The 25,888-nt window shown below is 61.8% G+C and carries 21 protein-coding genes and 2 pseudogenes; 16 read left to right on the forward strand and 7 right to left on the reverse strand.

Annotation, left to right across the window (positions count from 1 at the left end):
• Window positions 1-74: 74 nt before the first annotated feature.
• Together X265_RS03370 and X265_RS03375 are read right to left on the reverse strand one after the other, a co-directional pair.
• Window positions 75-947 (reverse strand): glucose 1-dehydrogenase, encoded by an 873-nt coding sequence (locus tag X265_RS03370; protein WP_049801896.1) that lies wholly within the window; start codon window positions 945-947, stop codon window positions 75-77.
• A 10-nt stretch (window positions 948-957) separates the two neighbouring features.
• Window positions 958-2,787 carry a glycoside hydrolase family 15 protein gene (locus tag X265_RS03375; RefSeq protein ID WP_308421700.1) on the reverse strand — a complete coding sequence of 610 codons (1,830 nt, stop codon included), beginning with the start codon at window positions 2,785-2,787 and terminating at the stop codon, window positions 958-960.
• Window positions 2,788-2,932: 145 nt separating this feature from the next.
• On the opposite strand from X265_RS03375, the gene X265_RS03380 reads away from it, so the two are divergent.
• The 11 genes from X265_RS03380 to X265_RS03430 all read left to right on the forward strand — a co-directional run bounded on the left by X265_RS03380 (window position 2,933) and on the right by X265_RS03430 (window position 14,369).
• Window positions 2,933-3,388: a low affinity iron permease family protein gene (locus X265_RS03380; protein WP_028141941.1), complete on the forward strand. Its 456-nt coding sequence runs from the start codon at window positions 2,933-2,935 to the stop codon at window positions 3,386-3,388.
• Between the two features lie 644 nt (window positions 3,389-4,032).
• Window positions 4,033-5,493: a glucan biosynthesis protein G gene (locus tag X265_RS03385; RefSeq protein WP_128969120.1), complete on the forward strand. Its 1,461-nt coding sequence runs from the start codon at window positions 4,033-4,035 to the stop codon at window positions 5,491-5,493.
• Window positions 5,481-7,595: a glucans biosynthesis glucosyltransferase MdoH gene (gene mdoH, locus X265_RS03390; RefSeq protein WP_128963638.1), complete on the forward strand. Its 2,115-nt coding sequence runs from the start codon at window positions 5,481-5,483 to the stop codon at window positions 7,593-7,595. The genes X265_RS03385 and mdoH overlap by 13 nt, the downstream gene beginning before the upstream one ends.
• Window positions 7,596-7,786: 191 nt before the next feature.
• Complete coding sequence (locus X265_RS03395) at window positions 7,787-8,125, forward strand: DUF1236 domain-containing protein (RefSeq protein WP_128963639.1); 339 nt, start codon at window positions 7,787-7,789, stop codon at window positions 8,123-8,125.
• A gap of 80 nt (window positions 8,126-8,205) precedes the next feature.
• Window positions 8,206-8,625, forward strand: a complete 420-nt coding sequence (locus X265_RS03400) for a hypothetical protein (protein ID WP_050990942.1) — start codon at window positions 8,206-8,208, stop codon at window positions 8,623-8,625.
• Between the two features lie 171 nt (window positions 8,626-8,796).
• Window positions 8,797-8,997 carry a hypothetical protein gene (locus X265_RS03405; RefSeq protein ID WP_028141945.1) on the forward strand — a complete coding sequence of 67 codons (201 nt, stop codon included), beginning with the start codon at window positions 8,797-8,799 and terminating at the stop codon, window positions 8,995-8,997.
• Between the two features lie 16 nt (window positions 8,998-9,013).
• A complete protein-coding gene (locus tag X265_RS03410) occupies window positions 9,014-9,421 on the forward strand; it encodes a hypothetical protein (RefSeq protein WP_028141946.1) in 408 nt (135 codons plus the stop codon).
• Window positions 9,422-9,521: 100 nt separating this feature from the next.
• The gene (locus tag X265_RS03415; RefSeq protein WP_028141947.1) at window positions 9,522-9,731 is read left to right on the forward strand and encodes a hypothetical protein; all 210 of its coding nucleotides are present in this window, start codon (window positions 9,522-9,524) and stop codon (window positions 9,729-9,731) included.
• A 132-nt stretch (window positions 9,732-9,863) separates the two neighbouring features.
• Window positions 9,864-10,892 carry a glycosyltransferase family 4 protein gene (locus X265_RS03420; protein ID WP_028141948.1) on the forward strand — a complete coding sequence of 343 codons (1,029 nt, stop codon included), beginning with the start codon at window positions 9,864-9,866 and terminating at the stop codon, window positions 10,890-10,892.
• A 373-nt stretch (window positions 10,893-11,265) separates the two neighbouring features.
• Window positions 11,266-12,000 carry an outer membrane protein gene (locus tag X265_RS03425; RefSeq protein ID WP_035703233.1) on the forward strand — a complete coding sequence of 245 codons (735 nt, stop codon included), beginning with the start codon at window positions 11,266-11,268 and terminating at the stop codon, window positions 11,998-12,000.
• A 509-nt stretch (window positions 12,001-12,509) separates the two neighbouring features.
• Window positions 12,510-14,369 carry a PAS domain-containing sensor histidine kinase gene (locus X265_RS03430; RefSeq protein ID WP_035709162.1) on the forward strand — a complete coding sequence of 620 codons (1,860 nt, stop codon included), beginning with the start codon at window positions 12,510-12,512 and terminating at the stop codon, window positions 14,367-14,369.
• 46 nt (window positions 14,370-14,415) lie between these two features.
• Here the strand turns inward: X265_RS03430 and X265_RS03435 are convergent, their stop codons facing one another.
• Window positions 14,416-15,177: an IS5 family transposase gene (locus X265_RS03435; protein ID WP_128963640.1), complete on the reverse strand. Its 762-nt coding sequence runs from the start codon at window positions 15,175-15,177 to the stop codon at window positions 14,416-14,418.
• Between the two features lie 215 nt (window positions 15,178-15,392).
• Window positions 15,393-16,499 (reverse strand): annotated as a pseudogene (locus X265_RS03440) (transposase); the annotation flags it as partial.
• A gap of 197 nt (window positions 16,500-16,696) precedes the next feature.
• Between X265_RS03440 and istA the strand changes: the two are divergent.
• Together istA and istB are read left to right on the forward strand one after the other, a co-directional pair.
• Complete coding sequence (istA, locus tag X265_RS03445) at window positions 16,697-18,211, forward strand: IS21 family transposase (protein WP_430648578.1); 1,515 nt, start codon at window positions 16,697-16,699, stop codon at window positions 18,209-18,211.
• Window positions 18,208-19,020: an IS21-like element helper ATPase IstB gene (gene istB, locus X265_RS03450; protein ID WP_208764263.1), complete on the forward strand. Its 813-nt coding sequence runs from the start codon at window positions 18,208-18,210 to the stop codon at window positions 19,018-19,020. The genes istA and istB overlap by 4 nt, the downstream gene beginning before the upstream one ends.
• A gap of 117 nt (window positions 19,021-19,137) precedes the next feature.
• Here istB and X265_RS03455 read toward each other — a convergent pair.
• Window positions 19,138-19,401 (reverse strand): annotated as a pseudogene (locus tag X265_RS03455) (transposase); the annotation flags it as partial.
• A gap of 650 nt (window positions 19,402-20,051) precedes the next feature.
• On the opposite strand from X265_RS03455, the gene X265_RS03465 reads away from it, so the two are divergent.
• Window positions 20,052-20,297, forward strand: a complete 246-nt coding sequence (locus X265_RS03465) for a DUF6894 family protein (RefSeq protein WP_128963644.1) — start codon at window positions 20,052-20,054, stop codon at window positions 20,295-20,297.
• Window positions 20,298-20,571: 274 nt separating this feature from the next.
• Window positions 20,572-20,751 carry a hypothetical protein gene (locus tag X265_RS03470; protein WP_128963645.1) on the forward strand — a complete coding sequence of 60 codons (180 nt, stop codon included), beginning with the start codon at window positions 20,572-20,574 and terminating at the stop codon, window positions 20,749-20,751.
• A gap of 1,485 nt (window positions 20,752-22,236) precedes the next feature.
• On the opposite strand, the gene X265_RS03475 is transcribed toward X265_RS03470, so the two are convergent.
• Window positions 22,237-23,405 (reverse strand): IS3 family transposase gene (locus X265_RS03475; RefSeq protein ID WP_128963646.1). Its coding sequence is split into 2 segments (ribosomal slippage): window positions 22,237-23,117 and window positions 23,117-23,405, totalling 1,170 coding nucleotides; the frame shifts between segments, so codons are not numbered across the junction.
• A 688-nt stretch (window positions 23,406-24,093) separates the two neighbouring features.
• Window positions 24,094-24,549, reverse strand: coding sequence for a carboxymuconolactone decarboxylase family protein (locus X265_RS03480; protein WP_028141951.1), 456 nt, complete (start codon window positions 24,547-24,549; stop codon window positions 24,094-24,096).
• Window positions 24,550-24,759: 210 nt separating this feature from the next.
• On the opposite strand from X265_RS03480, the gene sigJ reads away from it, so the two are divergent.
• Complete coding sequence (sigJ, locus tag X265_RS03485; protein ID WP_244659518.1) at window positions 24,760-25,662, forward strand: RNA polymerase sigma factor SigJ; 903 nt, start codon at window positions 24,760-24,762, stop codon at window positions 25,660-25,662.
• Window positions 25,663-25,888: the final 226 nt, after the last annotated feature.

Consider the following 25,888-nt stretch of genomic DNA (forward strand, 5'->3'; position numbering starts at 1 on the left):
AGTTCGATCCTCCAATTGCTGCGTAAGCGATGCGACCAGCGGTTCTCGTTGGGATCATGACCCTGAGGCTTTGCCTAGCCTCCGCTTGCGAAGCCGGGGAATAGGGTCATGCCGCCGTCGATGAACAGGGTGGCGCCGGTGACGTAGTCGGCGGCGTCGGAGACGAGCCAGGCGACCGCCTGCGCGATGTCGTCCGGCTCTCCGATGCGCTTGTAGGGCACCAGCGTCATCAGGCTTTCGTACGCTTCCCTCGTCTCCCAGGCGCGCTGATTGATGGGCGTCCGGATGGCGCCGGGTGCGATGCCGTTGACGCGGATGCCGATGGGGGCGACTTCCTGCGCGATGCTTCGCATCATCTGCATCACGCCGCCTTTCGATGCCGCGTAGTTCGCGTGGCCCGCCCACGGAATCTCCTGATGGACCGAACTCATGCAGACGAGCTTGCCGGCCGCGGCCGAGATGTCACCGACGATGCCCCGTCTTTTGAATTCGCGGACTGCCTCCCGGGCACATAGGAACTGGCCGGTGAGATTGACGCCGATCACCTTATTCCACTGATCGATCGTCATCTCATGGAGGGGCGCGTCGCGCTGCAGTCCGGCGTTGTTCACCACGATGTGCAACGTGCCGAAATGATCGATGGCACGGGCGAACATCGACCGGACGTCATCCTCGTTGCTGACGTCCGCCTTGATTGCGATCGCTTTTCTGCCCCGGGCCTCGATTTCATGAACGACTTCTTCGGCTGAGACGGGATCCACGACATAGTTGACGACGACGTCGGCGCCGGCCGCGGCCAGCCCCAGCGCGACCGCGCGGCCGATACCTGAGTTGGCGCCGGTCACCAGCGCAGGCTGCCCTTCCAGGGTCACGGGAAAGCGGGCCTGCGGTCGCAAGCGCTCGCCCGGGCTTGCCGGAGCGGCCGGGTCGGTTGAATTCACTGTCATGGCGGACCTCCTAGTCGGAGCGCGCGGCTTCATCTCCCTCGCTGGGGAGGGCTCTCTTGCTACCGCGGTGCTCCGAGGGTTTTTCGCGGTGGGTGAGGTTGTGGGCGGTATTGACGAGGGCTATGTGAGAAAAGGCCTGCGGAAAGTTTCCGACCAAGCGCCGCCGCGAAATGTCGTATTCTTCCGATAGCAGGCCGACGTCGTTGCGAAGCGCGAGAAGCCGCTCGAACAATTCCTTGGCCTCGGCGTCGCGGCCGATCAGATGGTAGGCGTCCGCCAGCCAGAAGCTGCAGGCCAGGAACATGCCTTCCCCCGGCGGCAGACCATCCTTCGTCGCACCCGTATCGTAACGCCGGACGAAACCGTCCTGGAGCAATTCCCGTTCGATCGCCTGGATCGTCGAGATCACGCGAGGATCCTCGGGTGGCAGAAAGCCCACGGCCGGGATCAGCAGCAAGCTCGCGTCGAGTTGCGGCTCGCCGTAGACCTGGACGAAGGTTTTGCGCTCAAGGTCGTAGCCGCGCCGGCACACCTCGTCGTGGATCGCGGCTCGTTGCGCTTCCCACTCCTCGACGCGGCCCTTCATGCCGAACTCGGCAGCCGACTTGATGGCCCGATCGTAGGCGACCCACGCCATGATCTTGGAATACGTGAAGTGTTTCGCGCCGCCCCGGACCTCCCATATGCCCTCGTCCGGCTGGCTCCAGATGCTCTTGAGATGGTCGAGCAGCGCGCATTGTACTGCCCAGGCGCGCTTGTTCTCGCGGAGACCGCCGCGGCGCGCCTGATATAGGGCGTCCATCAGCTCGCCGTAGACGTCGAGCTGAAGCTGGGTGTGCGCCGCGTTTCCGATCCGGACGGGCTTGGAGTTCTCATATCCGGAGAGCCACGGGACTTCCCACTCGGTCAGCCTGCGTTCGCCGGTGACCGCGTACATGATCTGGAGCTGCCGCGGACTTCCCGCGACGGCGCGGACGAGCCAGTCGCGCCAAGCGCGCGCTTCGTCGAAGAAGCCCGCGCCCACGAGGGCCAGTAGCGTCAAGGTGGCGTCACGTACCCAGCAGAAGCGGTAGTCCCAATTTCTCGAGCCTCCGATCTGCTCCGGCAGCGACGTCGTAGCGGCGGCGACGATGCCGCCGCTCGGCCCGAACGTCAGCGCTTTGAGAGTTATCAGGGATCGCTGGACCGCCTCCGAATATGGCCCTGCCGTCTTGCAGCGGCTGGACCAATTGCGCCAGAAATCCTCTGCCTGTTTCAGAAGAGACGCAGGGTCCTCGGGAGCGGCGGGATCCTGGTAGGATATCTGATGGGAAAGCACGAAAGCCACGGTCTCGCCGCGCGCGACCGAGAACGAGCCCACAGTTTTCATGGCTTCGCCGCGCATCGGCACCGCGGTCCTGAGCAGTAGCATCGACGCGCCCGCGACCATGCTGACCGCTCCGTCCTCAAGGCGGCTGACCCAAGGTACGCTGGTCCCGTAGTCGAAGCGCGCGACAAGTTCGCTGCGCATCTCGACCTCGCCCTCCAGTCCTTCGACGATTCTGACGACCTTCGAGAGATCCGTCTTAGGCGGCATGAGATCGATGAGGCGGACCCGGCCGCAGTCGGTCGTAAAGGTCGTCTCGAGGATCAAGGTGCCCGGTCGGTAGCGTCGTTCGCTGCTCGAGCGAGCCTCGGGGCAAATCTTCCAGTATCCGTTGTGCTCATCGCCGAGTAGCTTCGCGAAGCAGCTGTCCGAATCGAAGCGGGGGACGCAGAGCCAGTCGATTGACCCGTCGCGCCCGACCAGACCCGCAGTCTCACAATCGCCGATCAAGGCGTAGTCTTCGATCCGAGCCATGCTGGGCATCCAACCGGAACGTTTGCCCTCCAGTTCCGCAGATCCCATTGCGGACGTTCATACTTTCGACTGAGGCTAGTGGTCGATGCGCCTTACGGGGAACCCGCGAACCTCTTCGCCCGTTCTCTCAAAATCGGAGGATCTCATGCGTGATAGGCGGAAGAAAACGGAAGGCGGCACCGCCCGCTTCTTCGGCGAGTTTGCTACCCGCACCTCGCAGGCTGCGGGGCGCGCGTCGACCTTCGTGCTCGCGGCCCTGGTGGTCATCATCTGGGCAGTCACCGGTCCGTTGTTCGGCTATTCGGACACGTGGCAGTTGGTCATCAACACCGGCACCACCATCGTCACCTTCCTGATGGTCTTCCTCATTCAGAATTCCCAGAACCGCGACAGCGCAGCCATGCAGGTCAAGCTTGACGAATTGATCCGCGTCGGGACGGCGCGAAACTCCCTTGTCGGTATCGAGCATCTCACGGACGAAGAGATCGAAGACCTGCGGGAGAAATGCGAATCGCGCGCCAAAGCGGAAAAAACGGCGAACGAGCGTGTGAAGACGACCGGACGACGGGCCCGCCGCGCCGCCGAGCAGGCGGCAAGTTAATCGCTGCGGCACCTATACCGCGAAGGGTGTCAGGGCCGCCCGCAACAGGGTACAGGTCGGTCGTCACGATAGAAGGAAGGTGCTCTCCAGACGTAAGTGGGTCCTTGGCCGATCACCTGCGCGAAGCGACGAGAGCTACGCTCCGAAGGGAGTTAGGTACTCGCCGGGCATTCGCGTAGCGAGCCGACGCTGAGTTGAACCGCTGCCTACCGATTTCTCGAATGGTCAGATCGGAGAGTGCGGCAGCATCGGTCACACCGCGCTGATGAAGTTCGAGCATCTTCCTTGCGACGACAGCGCACAAGGGCCCTCGCGATCGACGAGTTCGAGTTTTCGGAGAGCGGCCTTGAAGGCCAACTCGAGAGCGTTCCGCTATTCTGGCGCAATGGTGATGTCCGCGAGCAAGCGCGCAATAGGCATGGTTGTGCTCCACTTGGTGCGGGCGGGAGCGCAATCGGTCTCTCAGCCACCGACGCCTACGGGCAGAGCCTCGGCCAATGATGCTGGAAGTATGTACCTCTGGGACTATACGCGGGCCGTGGAACCCACGGGCCATGGTGATCGTTGCTTGGCCGCGGCAGCAGTAGCGAGGAGTACACGTGAACCGACGCCAGCTTGTTCAAGGGTCGGCGTTACTGCCGGCGATGCTACTCGCCTCGCGCAGCGGCTTCGCCGCTGCGTCGGACGAGACCTTTGGCCCGTCGACGGTGAGGGATCTTGCCCGTGCGATCGCAAGCAAGCCGTTCGAGGCGCCCGACGAGAAGCTGCCGGCCGGGTTGAAAGACCTGGACTACGACCAGTACCGTTCGATCCGCTTTTTGCCTGAGCGGGCCCTTTGGCGTGGCAAGAATCTTCCGTTCGAAGCGCAGTTCTTCCATCGTGGCTTCTTTTACAAGAACAGGGTGAATATCTTCGAGGTCGCGGATGGAAAGGTCGCCGAGATCAAGTACCGCAAGGCGGACTTTTCTTTCGGAGAGAAGGTCCCGGCGTTCGAGGAGACGGATCTCGGGTTCGCAGGCTTCCGCATCCATGCGCCCATAAACCGTCCCGACTATTACGACGAGGTCTGCGTATTCCTGGGCGCGAGTTATTTCCGCGCTGTGGCCAAGGGGCAGACGTACGGGCTCTCCGCCCGCGGACTCTCGATCGATACCGGCGAAGCCAAGGGCGAGGAGTTTCCGCTCTTCAAGGCCTTCTGGCTCGAGCGGCCGGCGTCGGGTGCAACCTCGATGGTCATCCAAGCTCTCCTCGACAGCAAAAGCTGCGCGGCAAGCTACCGCTTCACCGTCCGGCCGGGCGAAACCACGGTGTTCGACGTTGAAATGTCGGTCTATCCGCGCGTCGAAATGCAGCGCGCCGGTCTCGCGCCCATGACCAGCATGTTCTTCTACGGCCCGAACGACCGCAACGACATCGACGACTTCCGTCCGTCGGTCCACGATTCCGACGGCCTGGCGATCTTCAACGGCAAGGGCGAAAGCCTTTGGCGCCCGCTCAGCAATCCGCGCGATCTGCAGATCAGCACCTTTCAGGATCTCAATCCCCGCGGCTTCGGCTTGATGCAACGGGAGCGAAACTTCTTCGCCTACCAGGACATCGAGTCCAGCTTCGAAAAACGCCCAAGTCTCTGGATGGAGCCCATCGGCGATTGGGGCGAGGGCGGGGTCACGCTATTCGAGATCCCGACCAAGGAGGAGGTTCACGACAACATTGCCGCGTTCTGGCGGCCGAAGAACCCCCTGCAGGCCAAGGGCGAACACAACTACACCTATCGGCTGCACTGGGGCCCGGATAGCCCGAAGCCGCATTCGCTGGCGCGCTTCACGCGAAGCGGAATAGGGGCGCGGGGCGAGGATGCCCGCCTCTTCGTCCTCGATCTGGTCGGTGAGAACCTGAAGGGCATCGATCCCGCGGGCGTGAAAGGCGTGGTGACGGCGGAGAAGTCCGAAGTGAAGAACATCGTCACGCAGCCCAATCCCTACACCGGTGGCTGGCGGCTCAGCTTCCAGTGCGAGGTGAAAGGCGAGCCGATCGAGCTGCGCGCATTTCTGACCGAGGGCGACAAGCCCTTGTCGGAAGTCTGGGTCTACCGATGGGCCCCCTGACCACGGCGACGCGGCCGGTCGCCGGCGATATCGTGACGGAGCGCTTGCTGCCTCGCGAGACGCCGCTTCCGATGGCTCCTGGCGACCTCGGGAAGGGCCGGGTCCCCGACCGTGTTCCTGCAGCGGTGGGCTCCGCGATGGCTTGGCGACGCGGCCTCATCCTTTTCGCGACCACGGCGCTCACGAGCGCAGGCGGCTACGAGATGTATCGCGTGCTGGAGGTCGGCGGCGTCACAGTCCTCGAAGCCATGGTGCTGGCGCTGTTCCTCGTTCTGCTCGCCTGGGTGGCTTTCTCGTTCGCGTCCGCGCTCGCCGGCTTCTTCGTGCTGCTGACCCATCGTCCGGCCGCGGTAGATGCGGAGCTACCTTCGATCGCAAGTCGCACCGCCATGCTGCTTCCCACCTACAACGAGGACCCGCACCGATTGACGGCGCGGCTTCGCGCGATCATCGAATCCTTGGAGGCGACCTCGCACGGCGAGCTGTTCGACTGGTACGTTCTGAGCGACAGCACCGATCCGGACATCTGGGTCGCCGAGGAGAAAGCGTTGCTCGCGCTACGGCAGGCGGTGGGGACGCCGCGACTGTACTATCGCCACCGCGCCGACAACACGGCGCGGAAAGCCGGCAACATCTCCGAGTGGATCACGCGGTTCGGCGCCGTCTACGACTTCATGATCGTGCTCGACGCCGATAGTCTCATGAGCGGACAGACCATCGTCCGGTTGGTCCATGCCATCGAGGCCAATCCGACCGCGGGGCTCTTCCAAACGCTCCCGACGGTCGTCAACGCGCGAAGTTTGTTCAGCCGCGTCCAGCAATTCGCAGGCCGGCTGTACGGGCCGATGATCGCCGCCGGCGTGGCCTGGTGGCACGGCTCGGAAAGCAACTACTGGGGCCACAACGCGATCATCCGCGTGAAGGCATTCGCGGAAGCGGCGGCGCTGCCACAACTTCGTGGGCCCAAGCCGTTCGGCGGGCACATCCTCAGCCACGATTTTGTCGAGGCCGCGCTGATGCGGCGGGCCGGCTGGGGCATCTACATGCTGCCTACGCTCGGAGGAAGCTACGAAGAGGTCCCGCCATCGCTGCTCGATTTCGCGGCGCGCGACCGGCGCTGGTGTCAGGGCAATCTTCAGCATCTCGCCGTGGTGCCCGCTCGCGGTCTCCACTGGGTATCGCGCCTGCATTTTATGGTGGGGATCGGGGCCTATCTAACGGCGCCGCTGTGGCTGCTATTCCTGCTGCTGGGGATGCTGATCTCGCTGCAGGCCCGCTTCGTGCGCCCGGAGTATTTTCCCAAGGGCTTCTCCCTCTTTCCGACCTGGCCGGCCCAGGATCCCGTGCTCGCCATTTGGGTGTTCGTCGCCACGATGGGACTGCTGCTGTTGCCGAAGCTACTCAGCCTCGTCCTCGTTTGGACGCGGGGCCAGGTGAGGCGCCAATTCGGCGGCGCGTTGCGCACCTCGGCCGGAGTTCTCGCGGAGATCGTCGTCTCCGCGTTGATGGCGCCCGTGATGATGATCTTTCAGTCTATCGCGGTGATCGAGATCCTGGCCGGCCGCGATGCCGGCTGGCAGACGCAAAGGCGGGACGACGGGACGGTTGAGCGCCGGGAGCTGTATCGGAAATACGGCGTCCCGACCTTGTGCGGTGTTGCCATGGCCGCGAGCGCCTACGCCGTTTCGCTCCCGCTTTCGCTGTGGATGTCGCCGGTCATCGTCGGGCTGCTGTTCGCGGTGCCCATCGGTGCGCTGACGGCCAGGCCCGCACCCGGAAAACTGTTCGCCACCCCTGAAGACCGGGAACCGCCGTCAATCCTGCGGCGAGCCAACGAATTGAGTGCGGCGGCGGAGGTCGGCATCAAACCCGCTCTCGTGGAGCTTCGCGAAGCCCCCGAGCTGCTGGCCTTTCACATCGCTCAGCTGCCGCCTCCTCGCGCCGCCCGGCCCGATACGGTCGACGTCAACCTGGCGATCGGCCGTGCCAAGGCGGATGTGAGCGAGACGTTCGAGGAGGCCATCGCGCATCTGTCCTCGCGGGAGGTCTTCTCGATCCTGAACGACCGCTCGTCGCTTTCGACGGTGTTGCAGAAGCCCTAACACACACCGAATGCTTGGCGAGCGTCGCTCGGGCTCGGGCCAATCCTTGATCGGGCAACTTCCCGCGCGCTGCGCGACTCGGCGCCCCGCTCCGATTCTCAGGAAAATCTGGCAATTATGCTGCCGTCGCCCGGAACCTTGCCATCATTCGCGGGTTCTCGCATGCCGCATATGGCGGCGAGGAGAACAAGATGCACAAGCTGCTACTGACGACCGCGCTGGCGGCGCTGATTTCGACGGGCGCGATGGCGCAGTCGACGGTCGTCACAACCACCGGCACCGGTCACTCGGCCGCCGTGCAGATCGAGCCGGAATACCGCACCAAGATCCGCACCTACGTCACCGAGCACAAGGTTCGTCCGGTGCAGCAGAAGATCGTGGTCGGCCAGCCCGTCCCGCGCGAGGTCGAGCTCGAGGCGGTGCCCGCCGATTGGGGTCCTTCGCTCAGGAAGTACCGCTATGTCTACTCGGGCGAGCGCGTGATGCTGGTCGATCCGTCGACCCGGACGGTCGTCCAGGAGATCGACTGAGCATTCTAGCGGGTCGCTGATCGCAGCGGCCCGCCTCCCATCCGCCGATACCTTGATTTCCCATTTCCGAGCGGCCATCCATGCCGATCATTCGTTATTTCGTCTTCGTCGGCGGGTTCCTGCTGGCGTTGCTCTTCGCTGCGGATCGGTACCTGCCCGCTCCGGTAGAAGCCGCCGCCGTGGCCGACCCCGACAGGACCATCATCCGGATAAAATCGGCGAGGAGCCTTCCGGAGAAAATCGTCTTCGACACCAGCCAGCGCGCCGAGGTACCGATGATCGCGCAGGCCGATCCGATCCCGGAAGAGCTGCCGCGGGAAGTGCGAGAAGCCATGGCCGCCATGCCTGCCGCACCATCCGGCGAGGCCCAGAAGGAAGAGCCGGCCCACGTTGCGGCGGTCCTCACGCATCCGAAGCGGTCGGCAATGCTGCGGAAGCGGACACCCGACCGCCGTCTCGCCTTCGAGCGCGCCGATGCGACTGCCGGCGGATCGTGGTGAGCGGAAAGCCTGGGAGAGGGTCAAAGAAGGGGACCGAAGGAGCAGCTTTGCAGCCGGGTGGGCTGCTCGCACGTGGGGGCCGTTCATGCTTGGGGCGGGGCGGTTAACTTTGTTGAATTCGTCGCAAAGCTATTCCGCGGTAAGCTAACTCTTCCTGCGTTGGGGGTTTCCATGTTCGATCCGGCCACGACCGCGCTCTTGCGCGCCGTATCCGACGAGGTCTGCGAAGACGTCTCGCGCCACGAAACCGCGGCGCGCACCCATGTTGCTTCGAGGATTCTGGAAGCGGCGACGAACGGCGACAGCTCGCCGGAGAAGCTGAAGCAGGTCGGACGCGCGGCCCTCCACGACGCTCCGACCATGTGGCGATAGGTCGAGGAAGGCTGGGGTGAACTTCCAGGTCACCGTGCTCAAGATCCTGGTGAGCTATCCCGACGGGTTCGCCGTCATGGTCGATCTCAAGCGCGACATGGCGATCCTGGCGACGAGCGGGCGCGACTGGGCCGAGCGGACCAAGCGCCTTGCCGCTCGCGTGCCGGAGCTCGACATCTTCTCGCAAGGATTGGTCGAGCGTCTGAATGGCGGATGGCGGATCACGGAGAAGGGCCGTGCCGTGCTGGGGTTCATGGAAGCCAAGCCTGCCGAGACAACGACGGAGAGCGCTGCGCCCGCCGTGGAGCCGCCGGCTTCAAGTCCAGCGGCGTCCACACCTCTCGCCGCCAGGCGCTCCGGCCGAAGCCAGCGCCTGCAGCGCCGTCGTGCGGCACGCGAGCGGGCCCGCGCAAAAGCTTGCTGAACGCCCGCTTGTGCGTTGAGGCACGCGCTCGGGAAAAACTGGAAACTTTGCCGACTGTGTCGAGTTGCCAGCGATCGGATCGGTCGCCGGGAGCGCAGAAATGGTTGACGATGTCGTCTTGAAGAACGCCTCGGAGACCCCCTGGAACGTGTACCGCGCTCGGCGCCCCGACGTCGGCGCTCGCGACAGCCGACGCTGTTTGCTGGAGCGCCATCTGCACAGGAGATGGGAAGAGCGCCAGGGTGATACCGGAGAGCTCGCCAGCTTCGGGATCGCTTACCTGCACCGGCTTCCCAGAGACGAATGTTGACGTGCATGAAAATGCTATTGGCACGCGCAGCCATCGGAAGCACAAGGCCCGGTTGGACGCTGCTCGCGATTTCGTTTCTGATCTCCGCGATCATCGTGATCGGCTTGCGCATCGTGTTCGGAGCCTAGCTCGATGCGGATCGCCCAGCTTGCCCCGTTGGCCGAGAGCGTCCCTCCGAAGCTGTACGGAGGCACCGAGCGGGTGATCGCCTGGCTGGTAGACGAGCTCGTCGATCGCGGGCACGACGTGACGCTGTTTGCGAGCGGCGACTCGAGCACGAAAGCCAAGCTCCATGCCGTGTGGCCGCGCGCGCTACGCCTGGGGCGGAAAGGCGTCGATCCGAACGCCGCCTGCGCGCTCTTGATCGAGGCCATCGGCGAGCGCGCGCGCGATTTCGACGTGATTCATTCTCATGTGGATTGGTTGCCTCTGCCGGTCCTGGGCCGCACTGGAGTGCCGTTTCTGACGACCATGCACGGGCGGCTCGACCTTCCGGGGCTGCCCGATGTGATCGGCACTTTCCCGAAGGCTCCTTTTGTCTCGATCTCGGACAACCAGCGGCGTCCGCTCCCGGACGCGAATTGGATCGCGACGATTCCGCACGGGCTGCCCAAGGATCTGTTTCGTCCCTCCTACGAAGCCGGATCGTACCTGGCCTTCCTCGGGCGGCTGACGGCGGAGAAGGGGCCTGAAGCAGCGATACGCATCGCGCGGGCGGTTCAGATGCCGCTCCGGATCGCCGCCAAGATACCCCGGGCCGAAACGGCCTACTTCAAGAAGAAGCTCGAACCCGAGATCGATGGAGAGACGGTCCAGCTCATCGGCGAGGTGGACGAACTGCGGAAGCAGCCGTTCCTCGCCGGCGCCTCCGCCTTGCTGTTTCCGATCGATTGGCCCGAGCCCTTCGGCCTGGTGATGATCGAGGCGATGGCATGCGGGACGCCGGTGATCGCCTATCGCTCCGGATCGGTGCCGGAGGTCGTGGAGGACGGCGTCACCGGATTCATCGTGGACGGCGAGCAGGAGGCGATCGAAGCAGTCGAGAAGGTCATCCGCTTGGACCGACGAAGGGTCCGCGCCCGCTTCGAGGAGCGCTTCGTCGCGAGCCGAATGGCGAAGGAATACGAAGAACGATATCGCGAGCTGGTCGCTGGCAGGTAGCGCCTCCGAAGGTGGCCTGTTGCCCACAATTCGCAGGACTCCCTGTCGCAGTCCGTCGAGGTCCGGTTGGGTCTACATCCGAAAATTGTAACGGACCCCGTGCCGTTGAAGCCGCGCTTCACGTCGTCAGTGACTGGCCAGAAGCAAAAGAGTCTGCCGGCCTTGAAGACGTTCGCCACCCTATAAGAAATGCTAAGCCTTGTGGAACTTAAGTGTCTAATTGATATGAGCTATTTGGAATTATCGCGGCAGAGTGTTGCAAGCCGGCTACAGCAACGAGCGAGGGAAAGGTTAAGGTGTGCTCGGCAGTGGGGGTACGCGTGTCGTGCTTTCAACTCTTTTTCGGGGAGACACTTTAGTGAGAAGACTTCTGATGACAACGGCCGGGGCATTGGCGCTCGGTCTATCGCCTCCGGCCAGCGCGGCAGATCTGGCTGCGCGTCCCTACACGAAGGCACCTCCAATGGTCGCCGCGATCTACGACTGGAGCGGCTTCTACATCGGCGCCAACGGCGGTTGGGGCTCAAGTCGCAACAGCTGGGATTCGGTTGCCCCGTTCCTGGTGGGCCCCGAAGGTTCGCACGACGCAACGGGCGGCGTTGCGGGTGGTCAGATCGGCTATCGCTGGCAGACTGGAACATGGGTGTTCGGCCTCGAAGCGCAGGGCGACTGGGCTGACCTGCGAGGCAGCAACTTGAGCACGCTCTTCGGACCGGGCTTCCGTAACGAATCGCGGATCAATGCGTTCGGTCTGTTCACGGGTCAGCTCGGCTGGGCCACCAACAACGTCCTGTTCTACGTCAAGGGCGGTGCTGCTGTGACCGACAATCGAAACCGGATCTACTCGACTGCGACTGGCGCCTTGCTTGCCAGCACCGGCGATGACACCCGTTGGGGCGGTACCGTCGGCGTAGGCTTTGAATACGGCTTTGCCCCCGGCTGGTCGGCTGGTGTCGAATACGATCATCTGTTCATGCAGGATCGCACCCTTACCTTCACAACCCCCGCGGGCGTTGCATTCGGTGCGGATCGCATTCGTCAGGATGTCGACCTCGTCACGGTTCGCGTGAATTACAAGTTCGGCGGGCCCTCTGCCGGACGGTACTGACCGCAGCTTTCTCATATCCAGTAAACTGGCCTGGCCGCATTTGCGGTCGGGCCTTTTTCTTCATCATTTTGTTTTCGCTTCTTGATTGTCTTGAACACCAATGAGCGCCCGCCTGAAAGGCGATGAGGTGGAGTCCGCTGTGGGTCAAAAGTGGCCTCCAGTCGGCATGGCCGTGAAGGTCAGCTAGGGGCCAACAGCGGAAATCCAACTTGGGTTGAAATGAAGAGGGCCGCCAACCCGGGGGCGTCTTTAGTCAATGCGCGTCCGGGTGAAGACGCCTATGATCACACCGGTATGGTCCCGAACCGTCACAGTCTCTCGGCTTCGCTCTGCCAACTTCTTGCCCACTTGCAGAGCTTCCCGGGGGCGGTCTAGATCGAGAGAGATCAGCAAATATTTTGGACGGGACAGAGCCGGCCCATCAGTTCGCTCTGTAAGGACATGCCAGGGGGTATCCGTCCGCCGAAATGCTGGATAAGTTGCTCCCGGAGGGCTGAGACGGGCATTCGATGCGTGACGAGATGCTGACATTCCTGAACGGGGGAGGACGGATGGGAGAGCGCATCCGCCTGTTCGACTGGAGGTCAAATTCACTCGGGCCTCCGGATTCGTGGCCGCAATCGCTTCGTTCGGCACTGTCCATTTGCCTGTATTCGAGCTTTCCAACGGCGATCTATTGGGGGCCGGACTTCAGGCTCCTTTATAATGACGCGTGGTCTGTCATCCCGGGCGAGCGCCATCCCTGGGCTCTCGGCCGCCCCGCCAAGGAAGTCTGGTCCGACATCTGGCACGTCGTCGGCCCGCAGTTCGAGAACGTGATGGCCACGGGTGAGGGCTTTTCTACCTATGACGAAATGCTGCCAATGGTGCGTGGCGGCGTCCAGCAGGAGACCTACTGGAACTACAGCATCAGCCCGATCCGCGGCGAAGACGGCGAGGTTGCGGGCATCTTCAATCAAGGCAACGAGACAACTCAAATTGTCCTGGCGCGGCGTAGCTCCCAGCAGGAGATTGCGCGTCTCTCCCTGATGTTTGAACAGGCGCCAGGCGCGACGGCCGTTCTGCGGGGGCCACGCCATGTCTTTGAAATCGCAAACCCCGCTTACTTGCAGTTGGTGGGCCGTAACGACATCCTCGGCAAGTCGGTCGACCAGGCCCTGCCCGAGGTGGCGTCGCAAGGTTTCATCGAGCTACTCGACACCGTCTACAAGAGCGGAGAGCCTTACGCCGGGCGCGCCATTCCGGTCGTCCTGGATCGAAGTGGAATTCGCGAGCAGCGGCATCTCGACTTCGTCTATCAGCCGATAAGCGACGGCGCGGGCGACCGGTACGGCATTTTCGTGCAAGCGACCGATGTGACGGACACGATCCGGGCGGTGGCTGCTCTTCGCGAAAGCGAGGAACGTTACCAGGCCATCGTTAACTCCATCGACCAGATGATCTGGTCGACGCTGCCTGACGGCTATCATGATTATTACAACGACCGCTGGTACGAATATACGGGGATGCCCAAAGGTTCAACCGATGGTGAGGCCTGGAACGGAATGTTTCACCCCGACGACCAGGAGCGAGCCTGGAAATTGTGGCGCCACAGCTTGGCTACGGGCACCCCCTATCATATCGAGTATCGGCTGCGGCACCGCTCGGGTGAATATCGCTGGGTGATCGGACGTGCACAGTGCGTCCGCAACGAGGCGGGCGAAATCATCCGCTGGTACGGCACGTGCACTGACCTGCATGATTTGAAAATGGCCGAGGAGGCCCGGCAGCTGCTGATGCAAGAGCTGAATCATCGGGTGAAGAACCTCTTCCAGCTCTTCGAGGCCATGGTGTACATGACGGGCCGATCGAGCAATACGACGGCTGAAATGAGCTCCGCGCTTAAAGCACGTTTGCAAGCGCTATCGCGGGCACATGACCTCGTCCGGATCGGCGCAGCAGATTCGATGCCGGCGCATTCGGTGTTGCTCATCCATCTTGCTGAACAGATATTGGCACCGCATTTGAGTGACGCGCAACATGGCAAAGTGAGCTTGGCCGGACCGGAAATCCTGCTGGGCGAGAAATCAGCCTCCGCTATGGCGCTCATCCTGCATGAGCTTGCCACGAACGCTACCAAGTATGGCGCACTGGGTCGTGCAGACGGGAAGGTGATGATCGGCTGGGAACTTGCTGGAAAAGATCTGGTTCTGACGTGGAGCGAGCGCAATTCCTCTGCTGCGATTGCCAAGCCGACATCGACCGGTTTCGGCAGCAGGCTCATTAAGTCTGCGGTCGAAGGGCAGCTCGGCGGAAAAGTCGATATTGTTTGGAAGCCTTCTGGCGTACAACTCCGCCTGGAGTTAAGCCAGGCACGGCTGCGCGACTGATCGGAGCACTTCGCTCAACGCAGCATTGATCACAGCGGTACGCGATTTAGGACGCGGACTCATTAAGGCGCAGCCATAGCCTTATTGATGCGAGTTGAACGAATGCGAGGTAGTTGGCGGCGAGCCTATCGTAGCGCGTCGCCACCCGACGACATTGTTTGATCCTGTTGAAGAACCGCTCGACCTGGTTGCGAGCACGATAGAGGTGGGGGCTGAAGCAGATCGGATCGCTACGATTGCTCTTCGGCGGGATGTTGGCCCACGCGCCCTTCTTCATAGCCATCTCCCTGATCCAGTCCGCATCATAGCCACGGTCGGCAAGCAGCATCGAGCCTGCTTTCAGACGAGACAGCAGTTTTCCGGCGAGTCGAACGTCATGGGCCTCACCCGGGCTCAGCGCCAGCCGTACCGGCAAGCCATTGCCATCGACCACCGCATGGATTTTGCTCGTCAAGCCGCCGCGTGACCTTCCCATCGACTGGCGCTGGTTTCTTGTGATGCAGGCTCCATGCTGATGCACGCGGACAATGGAGGTGTCGATCATCTGGACAGCGGCATCATGGGCAGTGGCGAGCGCTTCTATGATGCGGCCCCAAACACCGGCCCGCCGCCACCTAACGAACCGGTTGTAGCAAGTGGTGTATGGGCCAAACGCCGTCGGCAGATCACGCCAAGGTGCTCCTGATCGGAGGACCCAGAAGATGCCATTCAGGACCCGTCTGTCGTTCACCCGACGAACGCCACGCGGCTTGTTCGGTAGCATCGGCTTGATGGCGGTCCATTCATGGTCCGTGAGTTCGTAGCGCATGATTCGACCTCCAGTTCAGGAGTTTGAATCACGGTAGTCGGGCCAAACGCAACGATCCTGGCTTGCTCCTGGTATGGCGCTTACGGACAGAGCGGACATCAACAGCCCTCAATCTCTGCCAGATGCGTCGAAAATGGGCCGATTCCGTTGAAAAAGGGCGGCAGTATTTCATTGTAATAGCTTCGTTGCGACGAGGCCGAACTGCCCTATCGACCCTATGCGAGCCTCGGGGTGGGCATCGGGATCAGCTTGGCCATCTTTCGAAGGTTCTGGGCGGTTGCCGCGAGGATGAACTCGTCGCGCGCGCCGTTGGGGCCTCGTAAACGCAATCGGTCGAGCTTGAGAATGCGCTTCAGGTGGGCGAACAACATTTCGATTTTCTTGCGGAGCCGGCGCGAGGTGCCTCCCTCCCACGATCTCGCGATCTGGCGCGCCATGTCGCGAGCGCCTTCGTAGATCGAGCGCGGCACCCTCCGTGATGCCTGCTTGGGGCAACACTGACCCTTCAATGCGCATCGATCACAATCGCGCTTGCTGGCGAGGTAGAGCATGGTGGCACCGTCATTCACCAACGTTCCGGTCGTGGTAAGAACTTTGCCACCAGGGCAACGATAGATGTCGCCAGCATGGTCATAGGTGAAGTCGTCGCGCGAGAAGATACCGTCTGTGCGTGCCGACTTGTCGAAGACTGTAACGTGCGGCTCGATGCCGTGCTCATAGACCAGCCAAGCCAGCATCTCAGCCGAGCCATAGCCGCTGTCACCGAGGAGCCGGCTCGGATAGAGATCAAACCGCTCCAGCGAGCGCTCAATCATGCGCTTAGCGGCCAATACCTCGGCCTGCCGGATTGCCGTCGTTGCCTCAACATCGACGATGATCGCGTTCTCAATGTCGACCAGGTAGTTCGTCGAATAGGCGAAAAAGGCTTGGCCGCCGTGCGCCCCCGTCCAGCGCGCCGCCGGATCAGAGGGCGATACGAACTTCGGGGTAACCTCGGTCGCGGCTCCGAACGCGGCATCATCCAGGACAGCCAGATACTCATCGATTGCTCGGCCAGCAGCATCCGGCGGAAGTCCCTTATCGCCTTCGATTCCCTTCTGCCGGTTGGCATCGGCCTTGATGAGGCTCGCATCGACTGCAAATCCTTCACCACCGACCAGTCGCTCCTCGATGCAGCGGCGCAACACGCTCTCGAACACGCGACGGAAGAGATTGCTCTGCCGGAAGCGGCCATGCCTGTTCTTGGAGAATGTCGAATGATCCGGCACCGCCCCTTCCAGACCAAGCCGGCAGAACCACCGGTAGGCCAAATTGAGGTGAACTGTCGCGCGGCAATCAGGATGGAAGGCAGCGTCAATCAAGGTGAGAGAGTTTCGCTGGGCCCGTGACGTAGGGAGGGCGTAGCCCGACCGGAGTTACGGGCCCAGCGTCGGCGCGATCCCGAGGAGGACCGCGCCGACTGGTGATCGCGGCCGGCGGGGTTATGCAAGTGGTTCTTCCGCCAAGAGGAATCACTCGCTTGCCCGGCCGACACATCACAGATCACCAGATGAGGCTCTACATGAAGTACCGTCAGACCGATAGCCCGCCAGTGGCGGCGGCCAAGGCGTCATTCAGTGCGTCGACCGCCTATCGGATCGAGAGAGACCCCCGATTTCCATCGCAAAGGAAGGCTCCCCGCGGCCGGCGACGACCGGACCCGTTGAGCAACGTGTTCGAGACCGAGATCGTCCCGATCCTGAAGGCGGCACCTGGCTTACGCCCGGTGGCGGTGTTCGAGGAGATGCTACGGCGTCATCCGGATCTCGGCAGCGGTATCCGTCGTACCCTGGAACGTCGGATCCGTGCATGGCGGGCGGTCCACGGCGAGGAGCAGGAGGTGATCTTCCGCCAAACCCACGAGCCTGGCCAACTCGGCCTCTCCGACTTCACAGACATGGACGAACTGGGTGTTACGATCGCGGGTGCTCCGTTGGATCATCGTCTCTATCACTTCCGTTTGGCCTATTGCGGGTTCGAGCACGCCCACGTCGTGCTTGGCGGCGAGAGCTTCGTTGCCCTGGCGGAAGGCCTGCAGAATGCCCTCTGGTCGCTCGGTGGGGCGCCGCGGGAGCATCGGACCGACAGTCTGTCGGCCGCATTCTGCAATCTCGATCGCGATGCACGGGACGATCTGACGCAGCGATACGAGGCCCTTTGTGACCACTACGGCATGCGGCCTTCCCGGAACAATCGAGGCGTTGCTCACGAGAATGGTTCGATCGAAGGGCCCCACGGTCATCTCAAGCGAGCAATCGCGGATGCCTTGCTGCTGCGCGGAACTGTCGACTTCGACGATCTTGCCACCTATCGCGGCTTCATCGACGAGATCGTCAGCCGCCGCAATGCCCGCAACGCCAAGCGGATCGATAGCGAGCGCGTGGTGTTGCAGGAGCTGCCCGATCGGCGCACCTCCGACTACGAAGAGGTGATCGTCCGCGTGACATCGTCCGGCGGCTTCACCCTGCGCAAGGTGTTCTACACAGTGCCATCGCGCCTGATCGGTCACCGGCTGCGGGTGCGCCTTTACGACGATCGTCTCGACGTGTTCGTCGGCGGCACCCATCTCGTCACCCTGCCGCGTGGGCGGCCGCATCCCAATGGCAAGTACGACCAGGTCGTCGATTATCGGCACGTGATCCATTCCCTGCGGCGCAAGCCGATGGCGCTTCTCAATCTGGTCTATCGAGATCGGCTGTTCCCGCGCGATGCCTATCGGAAGACCTTCGATCGCCTGCGCGAACGCTTGCCGGACAAAAAAGCCTGCCGGATCATGGTCGACCTCCTCGCGCTCGCTCATGACCGCGGCTGCGAGGCCGAACTCGCCGATCAGCTCACCGCCGACCTCGACGCCGGCCGACTGCCCGACCTCAACCGGCTACGTGCTCACTTCGCCCCCGATCCCGCCAACCTGCCGAACGTCGTGGTGCAGCTCGTGCCGCTTGCGACCTACGAATGCCTCATCGGTACCGCCGAGACCGGAGGTGCCGCATGAGCGTAACGAACACGGTTGATGCCGCGCGCCTCAATCTGTTGCTCAATGAACTCCGGCTGCCTGCCATCAAGGTGCTGTGGGCTCAATTTGCCGAACAGTCCGACAAGGAAGGCTGGCCGGCCGGCCGCTTCCTCGCGACCATCGCCGAGCACGAGATCGCCGAACGCGGCCGCCGTCGGATCGAACGACACCTTGTCGAAGCACGTTTGCCCGCCGGAAAGACCTTCGACAGCTTCGACTTCGAAGCCGTGCCGATGATCTCAAAGGCGCAGGTGATGGCGCTCGCCGCCGGTGACAGCTGGCTGGGCAAGGGCGCCAATTTGCTGTTGTTCGGCCCGCCCGGCGGCGGAAAGAGCCACTTGGCGGCAGCGATCGGCCTGGCCCTCATCGAGAACGGATGGCGCGTCCTCTTCACCCGGACCACCGATCTCGTGCAGAAGCTCCAGCTGGCGCGACGCGAGCTCAACCTCGAGGCGGCCATCAATCGTCTCGATCGCTTCGATCTCCTGATCCTAGATGATCTCGCTTACGTCACCAAGGATCAGGCCGAGACCAGCGTGCTGTTCGAACTCATCAGCGCTCGCTACGAGCGCCGCTCGATGCTGATCACCGCCAATCAGCCATTCGGCGAATGGAACAGGGTCTTCCCGGATCCCGCCATGACCCTCGCCGCTATCGATCGCCTCGTTCACCACGCCACCATCGTCGAGATGAACGTCGAGAGCTATCGCAGACGGACCGCCCTCGAACGAAAACGCGGTCCAGGACGGCCACCATCGCACGCGACACCCAAAACCGTCGCTGATTGACGCTGCGCGACAATCAGAGTTCAACAAAACTCTTGCGCGCGACAATCATCGCGGCAATCATCATCAGGCCGCGACACTGCCTCGCCATCCTGTTTGCCGCGCACTTCCCACCCAGATTGCCGCGCTACAGTGAACCTCATCGCACAGGCGCCGCTCTGACCGGATGCCGAAGCAGTAGCCGATCAGGAGCATCCGGATCATCAGTTCGGGATCGATCGAAGGCCGGCCGATGCGGCTGTAGAAAGGCGCCAAGTCTTGCCTGATCTCTTGCAGATCGACAAACCTGTCGACCGATCTCAAGAGATGGTCGGAGGGAATATGCTTCTCCAGCGAGAACTCATAGAACAACGCAGCCTGTTCGACTTGCTGATGCCCCATCATGATCTTCAGTCCTGCCAATTAGACAGACTGAATCACTGCTATCCTTGAGTCGCAACACCGCCTTTTTCAACAAAATCGACCCATAGCAGACACCGACGCGCCAACTGACTTCGGCATTGTTCGGCCCGCGTTCTCTGTGCGTCAGGTGCAAATTGCTCCAACTGAGCAATCAGCGCCTCTTGAGTAACTTGAGAATTTTTCCGGGTTTCATGTGCAATATTGTTTTGCACGTATCAAAAGATACTGAACCAGTGCCCGCTTCGGGTCATTATCTTCGATCGTAGGACTTCTGTTATGAGAACGCCGGTTGCTTTCTCGCTAATAAGCGTTGGATTTTGCCTATGCCGAAGCGTCGCCGCGTTAAACAGATCTTCTCTCTCGAAGAACGCCTATCTGTCGAGGCCAAGCGCCTGCGGGAAGAAGCCAAGCTGCTCCCCCCAGGTGCTCTCAGGGACACCTTGCTGAGAAGAGCGCGTCAAGCAGAGACGGGCTCGCACTTGAGCGAATGGCTCCGGTCGCCCGGACTGAGGCCCCCGGAGTAGGAACAACGGCAAAGCTGTGCTAGTTAACAACCATCATCGGCACGCGACCCGCAGGCGTCGATGGCTGAGAGATGTTTGCGCTCCCGCCTCGAAATCGGAGCGCGCCGAATGCCGCTATATTTTTTCGATCTGCTTAGCGCCGAAGGGTTAGCTCCCGACGAAGAGGGAACGGAGCTTTCCTCTCTAGATGAGATTCAAAACGAGGCGGCTTACGCTCTTGCCGATATGCTGAGAGACGAGGTGCGGGCGACCAACGGCAACCCGCGTGCTCGCGATCTGATGATCGTCGTTCGCGACAAAAATGGTCCGGTCTTGGAGGCGAAGTACTCTTTTCAGATCGCGCGCGTCCAGTAGGCATGCGTACCTCTTTCTCCGTCAGTGACAGAGCTGCCGATGGCAGCTTCTGGCCGCAGCAGACCTTCACGGCAATCTTGCTCAGAACCCCATTTTATCGCCCGTCTTGCCAATGCAAATCCTTAAGAGAGTAGACCTGTCCAAGTCCCAAACCAGGAGCTTTGCAACCAACCATTGACGCAGCTATTGTGTCCCCATCACCGGCTTCGGCTCTGCCCGTAGGCGTCGGTGGCTGAGAGATCATTGTGCTCCCGCCTGCGAGCCAGGGAGCGCCATGATGACCGAGCAGTATGGCCGGGAACTTCAAGATCTGTTTGATGCCGCCGATCGAGCGATTGCTCATAGTAGGGAAATCATCCGGCAGCGCCGAGAGATGTTGGCAGCTTGCGAAAACGACCGCCGCCAACAAGAGGATCGCTTCGCTTTTCGCCGGGAATTGTGGAAACCTCGTTGAATATTTGCGTTAGTTGGTGACCTGATGGCTTTGGTCCTATGCCTCAAGCGCCCCGACCAACCGCCCAAATGCAGATTTATCGACCCAGCGAGTTCGATCGCGAACTCATCGAGCGCGCGCGAGAGGTCGTACAGTTTGCAAAAAAGGTTCTGGCGGAGTCCGATCCGACTGTCCTGCTCAAAGGGTACCGTCCACTACTCCCTCAGAAGGTCAGCGAGACTGCCACATTTACGGAGGAGTAGCGGTCTTCAAAACCGAGAAAGGTTTAGGCATGGGAAAACTCCGGGTCTCTCGGCGGCTCGCTTACCACCTTGGCCAAGAGGCCCGACGCGGCGGTATACGTATCGACGAAAATCCTTTCCCACCTTACTCTGGAGGCCACAACCTCTGGCGGCTGGGTTGGGAAGAGGAGGATCATAAGCTCTCGTGAGAGGCGGTGGAACGTTAAGCCTCCTGGCCCATTGGAAGCCGGCTTCACGTTTCAGACTGAATGGTGCAGCAGTAAAGCCGCCTATTTGGCGAGATTTACATACATGCGGGAGCGCAAATGCCATCCATTGAACAATGCAGAGCGTATGCCGCTGATTTTAAAATCCGAGGAGCCGATTCGAAAAATTCAGCAAGGCGCTCTGCGGTTCTTTTGAGCATTTCACGAAGCTGGACAGCATTGGGGCACCAGCTCGAAAGCCTTGCAGAAATTGTGAAATCGGAAGGAAAGTGAAGTTCGCGCCCCGTTGGTTGGGCTGCTTGTCCCGCCATGAGAGCTTAGCAACCAGCCAAGATCGGCCCGGTTAGATCATCTGCATCATGGCCGAGGTTGCCGAGGCGTCGGTGACTGAGAGAGACGAGCGCTTCCTTTACGCTCCCCAACATGGCCAAAGGCACCGTGACTTACGCAAGCTGATATGGGACGAGTGATGCCCCCTCAGTTGGCGGTCTCCCAACGGCGACTTCCGCTTGGGGCTTATCGCGACATATTGCGCTGCCGCCCGAAGTCGGTCGCTGTAGGGGCAAAGGAGACATTGTTTTAGTTACATCATGGCGCCGGGTTTATGGGTACACGGCCTAGCTCGAAGTTCTATGTACTCCAGTCGCGTCCATAGAGCCCACTTTGTCTGATGTCTGAAAGGGTCAAGGGCCGTCCATGGCAGCCGGATGTCCCTGATGCGGTCATTCTTTGGAAGCGGAAATCGCAGCTCTGTGGGCGGAAGTCAGCCACGGGTCAGAAGCGCCGGTTTGAGCAGCGCCGCGTCACTTCCGGTATGCCCCCGATGCGCTAACAATACCTGAACTAAAACGCACTTCGCCATCGGGCCACAAGCGAAAGTCAACGTCGGCTGAATGATTGAGGCCGCCAACTGAAGCAGCCTTAGTTCAGCTTGCGCTTTAGTTCTTGGACGAACTTCCGCTGCTACTCGATGTCCTCTTCGACCATCTGGCGCAGTTCGTCGATGGGAGTGATCTTCCCCCGATAAAGTGGACGGGTTAAGCGGCTTTTAGCTCCATCTCGATCGGGGGGATATATCCGAGTGCGGAATGGAGCCTTGTCCGGTTATAGAATCCTTCGATGAAGCTGAAGATATCGCGCTGGGCCTCAGTGCGGGTCTTGTAGTTGCGATGATGGACGAGCTCGGTCTTCAGGGTATGGAAGAAGCTTTCCATCGGGGCGTTGTCGTAGCAATCGGCCCTGCGGCTCATTGATGCCGTCATGCCGGCCTCCATAAGGGTGCTGCGATAAGCGTGCGAAGCGTATTGCACACCCCGGTCGGTGTGACAGATCAATCCGGCCTGCGGCCGCCGCTCCCGGATTGCCATCGTCAGGGCTGCGGAGGCGAGCTCGACCTGCATGTGATCGCGCATGGCCCAGCCGACGATCTTCCGACTGAACAGATCCATGACGGCGGCCAGATAAAGCCACCCCTCGGCGGTCGGGATGTAGGTGATGTCGCCGAGCCAGACCCGGTTCGGGGCTTCCGCCGTGAAGTCGCGCGCGACCAGGTTCGGTGCGATCGGCAGGTCGTGACGGCTGTCGGTGGTGCGCACACGGCGTGGCTTTGCGGTGATGGCGCGGATGCCATGCCGGCGCATCGTCCGCTCGATCCGGCCGCGGCTGGCGCTGCGTCCCTGCCTGCGCAGAGCGGCATGGACGCGGGGACTGCCGTAGCGGCCGCTGCTGTCCTGATGGACCTGCCGTATCTCGGCCAGCAGCGCGGCATGGGATTTTGCCCGCTCGCTCACGGGGTGGTCGCGCCAAGCGTAGTAGCCGGCCGGCGAGACCTCGAGCACGGCGCACATCAGCCGCACCGGATAGGTGTTGCGATGGTCCTCGATGAAGCGAAAGCTCATGTTCGGGTTCCGGCAAAGATCGCGATCGACTTTTTTAAAATGTCGCGTTCCATCCGCAGCCGCTCGTTCTCCTGGCGCAACACGGCGAGTTCCGAAGCCTGGTCCGCCGACATCGGCGTCGCCTGCGTGGTGGGGCGCCACGCCGCCGATGCCGGCTCGCGCCGGAGCTTATCGACCCAGCGCCGCAGCACTGAGTCGCGCAGACCGAGCTCCTTGGCTACCGACCCGATCGAGCGGCCGCTCGACACCACCAACCCCGCCGCCTCGCGCTTGTACTCTTCAGTAAACGACCGACGTGCACGTTCCATTCAACACCTCCAGGCTCAACGAGCCTACTACAGGTGTCCACTCATTCGGAGGAAGTTCAGAGACGGCTTTTGACTTGCGCGGGGCTTCTTGGGTGGTTTCTTGTCGGTCATCAATCCTCCCAGATTAGCTCCCCGCATTGGCATTTGTACACGTACACGTAGTTTCCCGTCTTTGTGCTCCAAAGCCGTTCGAGAAGCCGCGTCCTCTTCCGGCACTTAGGGCAAAAGAGCGGGGTTTCGATGTGATGCTCTGGCATGGCGGCGGTCCTCTCGAATAGAGCCAGACGCTAAACCTCCTTTGACGTTCCTAAAAATAACCAAGGATACTCAAATGGGAACAAACGGCGACTTCTATACGGAATGAGAACGGTCCAAAAGTCTGCTCAGGGTCAAAGGCTGCCCTCAGCAGCCAGCATGCCCTCGGTCGGGTCATCTCTCGGAAGCCGACATTGCCGCGCGGTGGGCTGAGGTCACCCACGGGCCAATAGCTGGCATTGTAGTCGGCGCAATGCCTAGGCTTGCGATTCCGGAAGAAGCCTTCATCTCGGTAAAGCTCTGAGCGAGAGACCTGAGGCGCGCGGCGCTACAGCTCTCCGGGCGCAACTTCCGCTCCGGTTCATAGGCCGGCACCCGCGGCTCCGCTTCGGAACGGCCCTTGGGCCATTCCGAATCGATGCGAAGAAGCGGATCAGGCCTTGGCCTTGACCGGGAGCCGAAAGGGCGCCCCCAACCGGTTGAACGCGTTCATGGCCGCAATCGTGATCGTGAGGTCCACGAGATCCTTTGGAGCGAAAGCCGCGCTTGCGGCCGCATAGGCCTCGTCGGAGGCGTGCGTCTCGCTGACGAGCGTAACTTCCTCCGCCCACGCGAGGGCAGCCCGGTACTTGTCGGGAAACAGGTGGGGCACCTCGGCCCAGACCGGAACGAGGGCGACTTTTTCAAATGACATCGTGGCCAAGAGGTCCCGGGTGTGCAGGTCAATGCAGTGCGCACAGCCGTTGATCTGCGAAACCCGCAGGAAGACGAGGTGGATCAGTTCGTGGGGCAGGTCGGTACCCGTGGTGATGTAGTGGTGGATGCTGAAGAGCGCCTTTGCACCGTGGGGTGCCACTTCGTTCCAGACCAGCCGCTTGTTCTCGCTCATGACGTGCCTCGTTGTTCGGAACGCCGGAGATTCGACGCTCGGAGCGATGACGGGCCAAGCGGTCAGGGTGTGACATGACACTCGGCGGTTCCATTCAAAGCGGCCGATGTCACATCCACGCAGGTCCGATCGTCTTATTCTCGGGTTCGGGATGCGCGAGCGACGGTGACAGCGGATATGATCTGCGAGGAAACTGGGCGGATGGAGGCGATGGACGATCAGCGGACCACCGAGTTCGAAGCGGAGCGCAGGCGCCTGACACGCTTGGCCTATCGGATGATGGGCTCGCTCACCGAGGCGGAGGACGTCGTTCAGGACGCATGGCTACGGTGGGTCGGGGTGGAGGGTGGCGTCGATTCGCCTCCCGGCTATCTGACCCGCATTGTCACACGCCTGTGCCTCGACCGACGCCGCTCCGCGCGGGCGCGCCGGGAAACCTACGTCGGACCCTGGCTGCCAGATCCTCTCGTCGGTTCCGTGGAGCCGAACGAGACGGTCGCCGACGACGTCACGGTCACGTTGATGCTGGCCCTTGAGCGCCTGTCGCCTCTTGAGCGGGCCGCTTTCCTTCTCCACGACGTCTTTGACGTGCCGCTGACCGAAGTGGCCATCACGCTCGGCCGCCAGCCGGCAGCTGTTCGTCAGCTCGCGGCGCGCGCCCGCAAGCACGTGCAGACCGCACGTCCCCGCTTTGATGTCGAACCCGCGGATGCGGATCGGATCACCCGTGCTTTCTTCGCCGCAGCACGCGACGGGGACGTGGCGGCGCTTTCGGCGCTGCTGGCAAGGAATGTCGAGATCCATACCGATGGCGGCGGCAAAGTCCTTGCTTTCCGCAATGTCATTCGGGGGGTCGAGCGGGCCCTGCGCCTATTTGCTAGGCAGCGACGCAAATACGTCGTACCGCCGAAGCTGCTTCGTGTCGTCACCATCGACGGCCTGCCAGGCTACGTTAGCCTCGATGGACGCGGCGTTCTGCAGACGACTGCGCTCGACATCCGCGAGGACGGGATCACCGCGATCTACATCGTCAAAAACCCGGACAAGCTGTCGCACTTAGCGACAGAAATGGAATTTCCAGCTCGCATCTCGCCGATACCGCCAGCTTCATGAACTGCCCGAGTGACTGCGGCAACGTGGAGAGTCGTTCGATGGGCTGCATATGAGGCTCGCCCACGGTCGACGTCCGCTCCGGGTCATTCGCGTCGATCTGACCGCGTTCTCCGCACGTCCGGTGTCGCCTCAATTGCTGCCATGCTGAGCTCGACTTTCCTCCTTCGCCTGAGGACAAAAGCCCTCACTACAACCTTCTTACATCGCGCCATCGGTTTTGCATTTT

The organism is Bradyrhizobium guangdongense (assembly GCF_004114975.1).
Lineage (GTDB): Bacteria > Pseudomonadota > Alphaproteobacteria > Rhizobiales > Xanthobacteraceae > Bradyrhizobium > Bradyrhizobium guangdongense.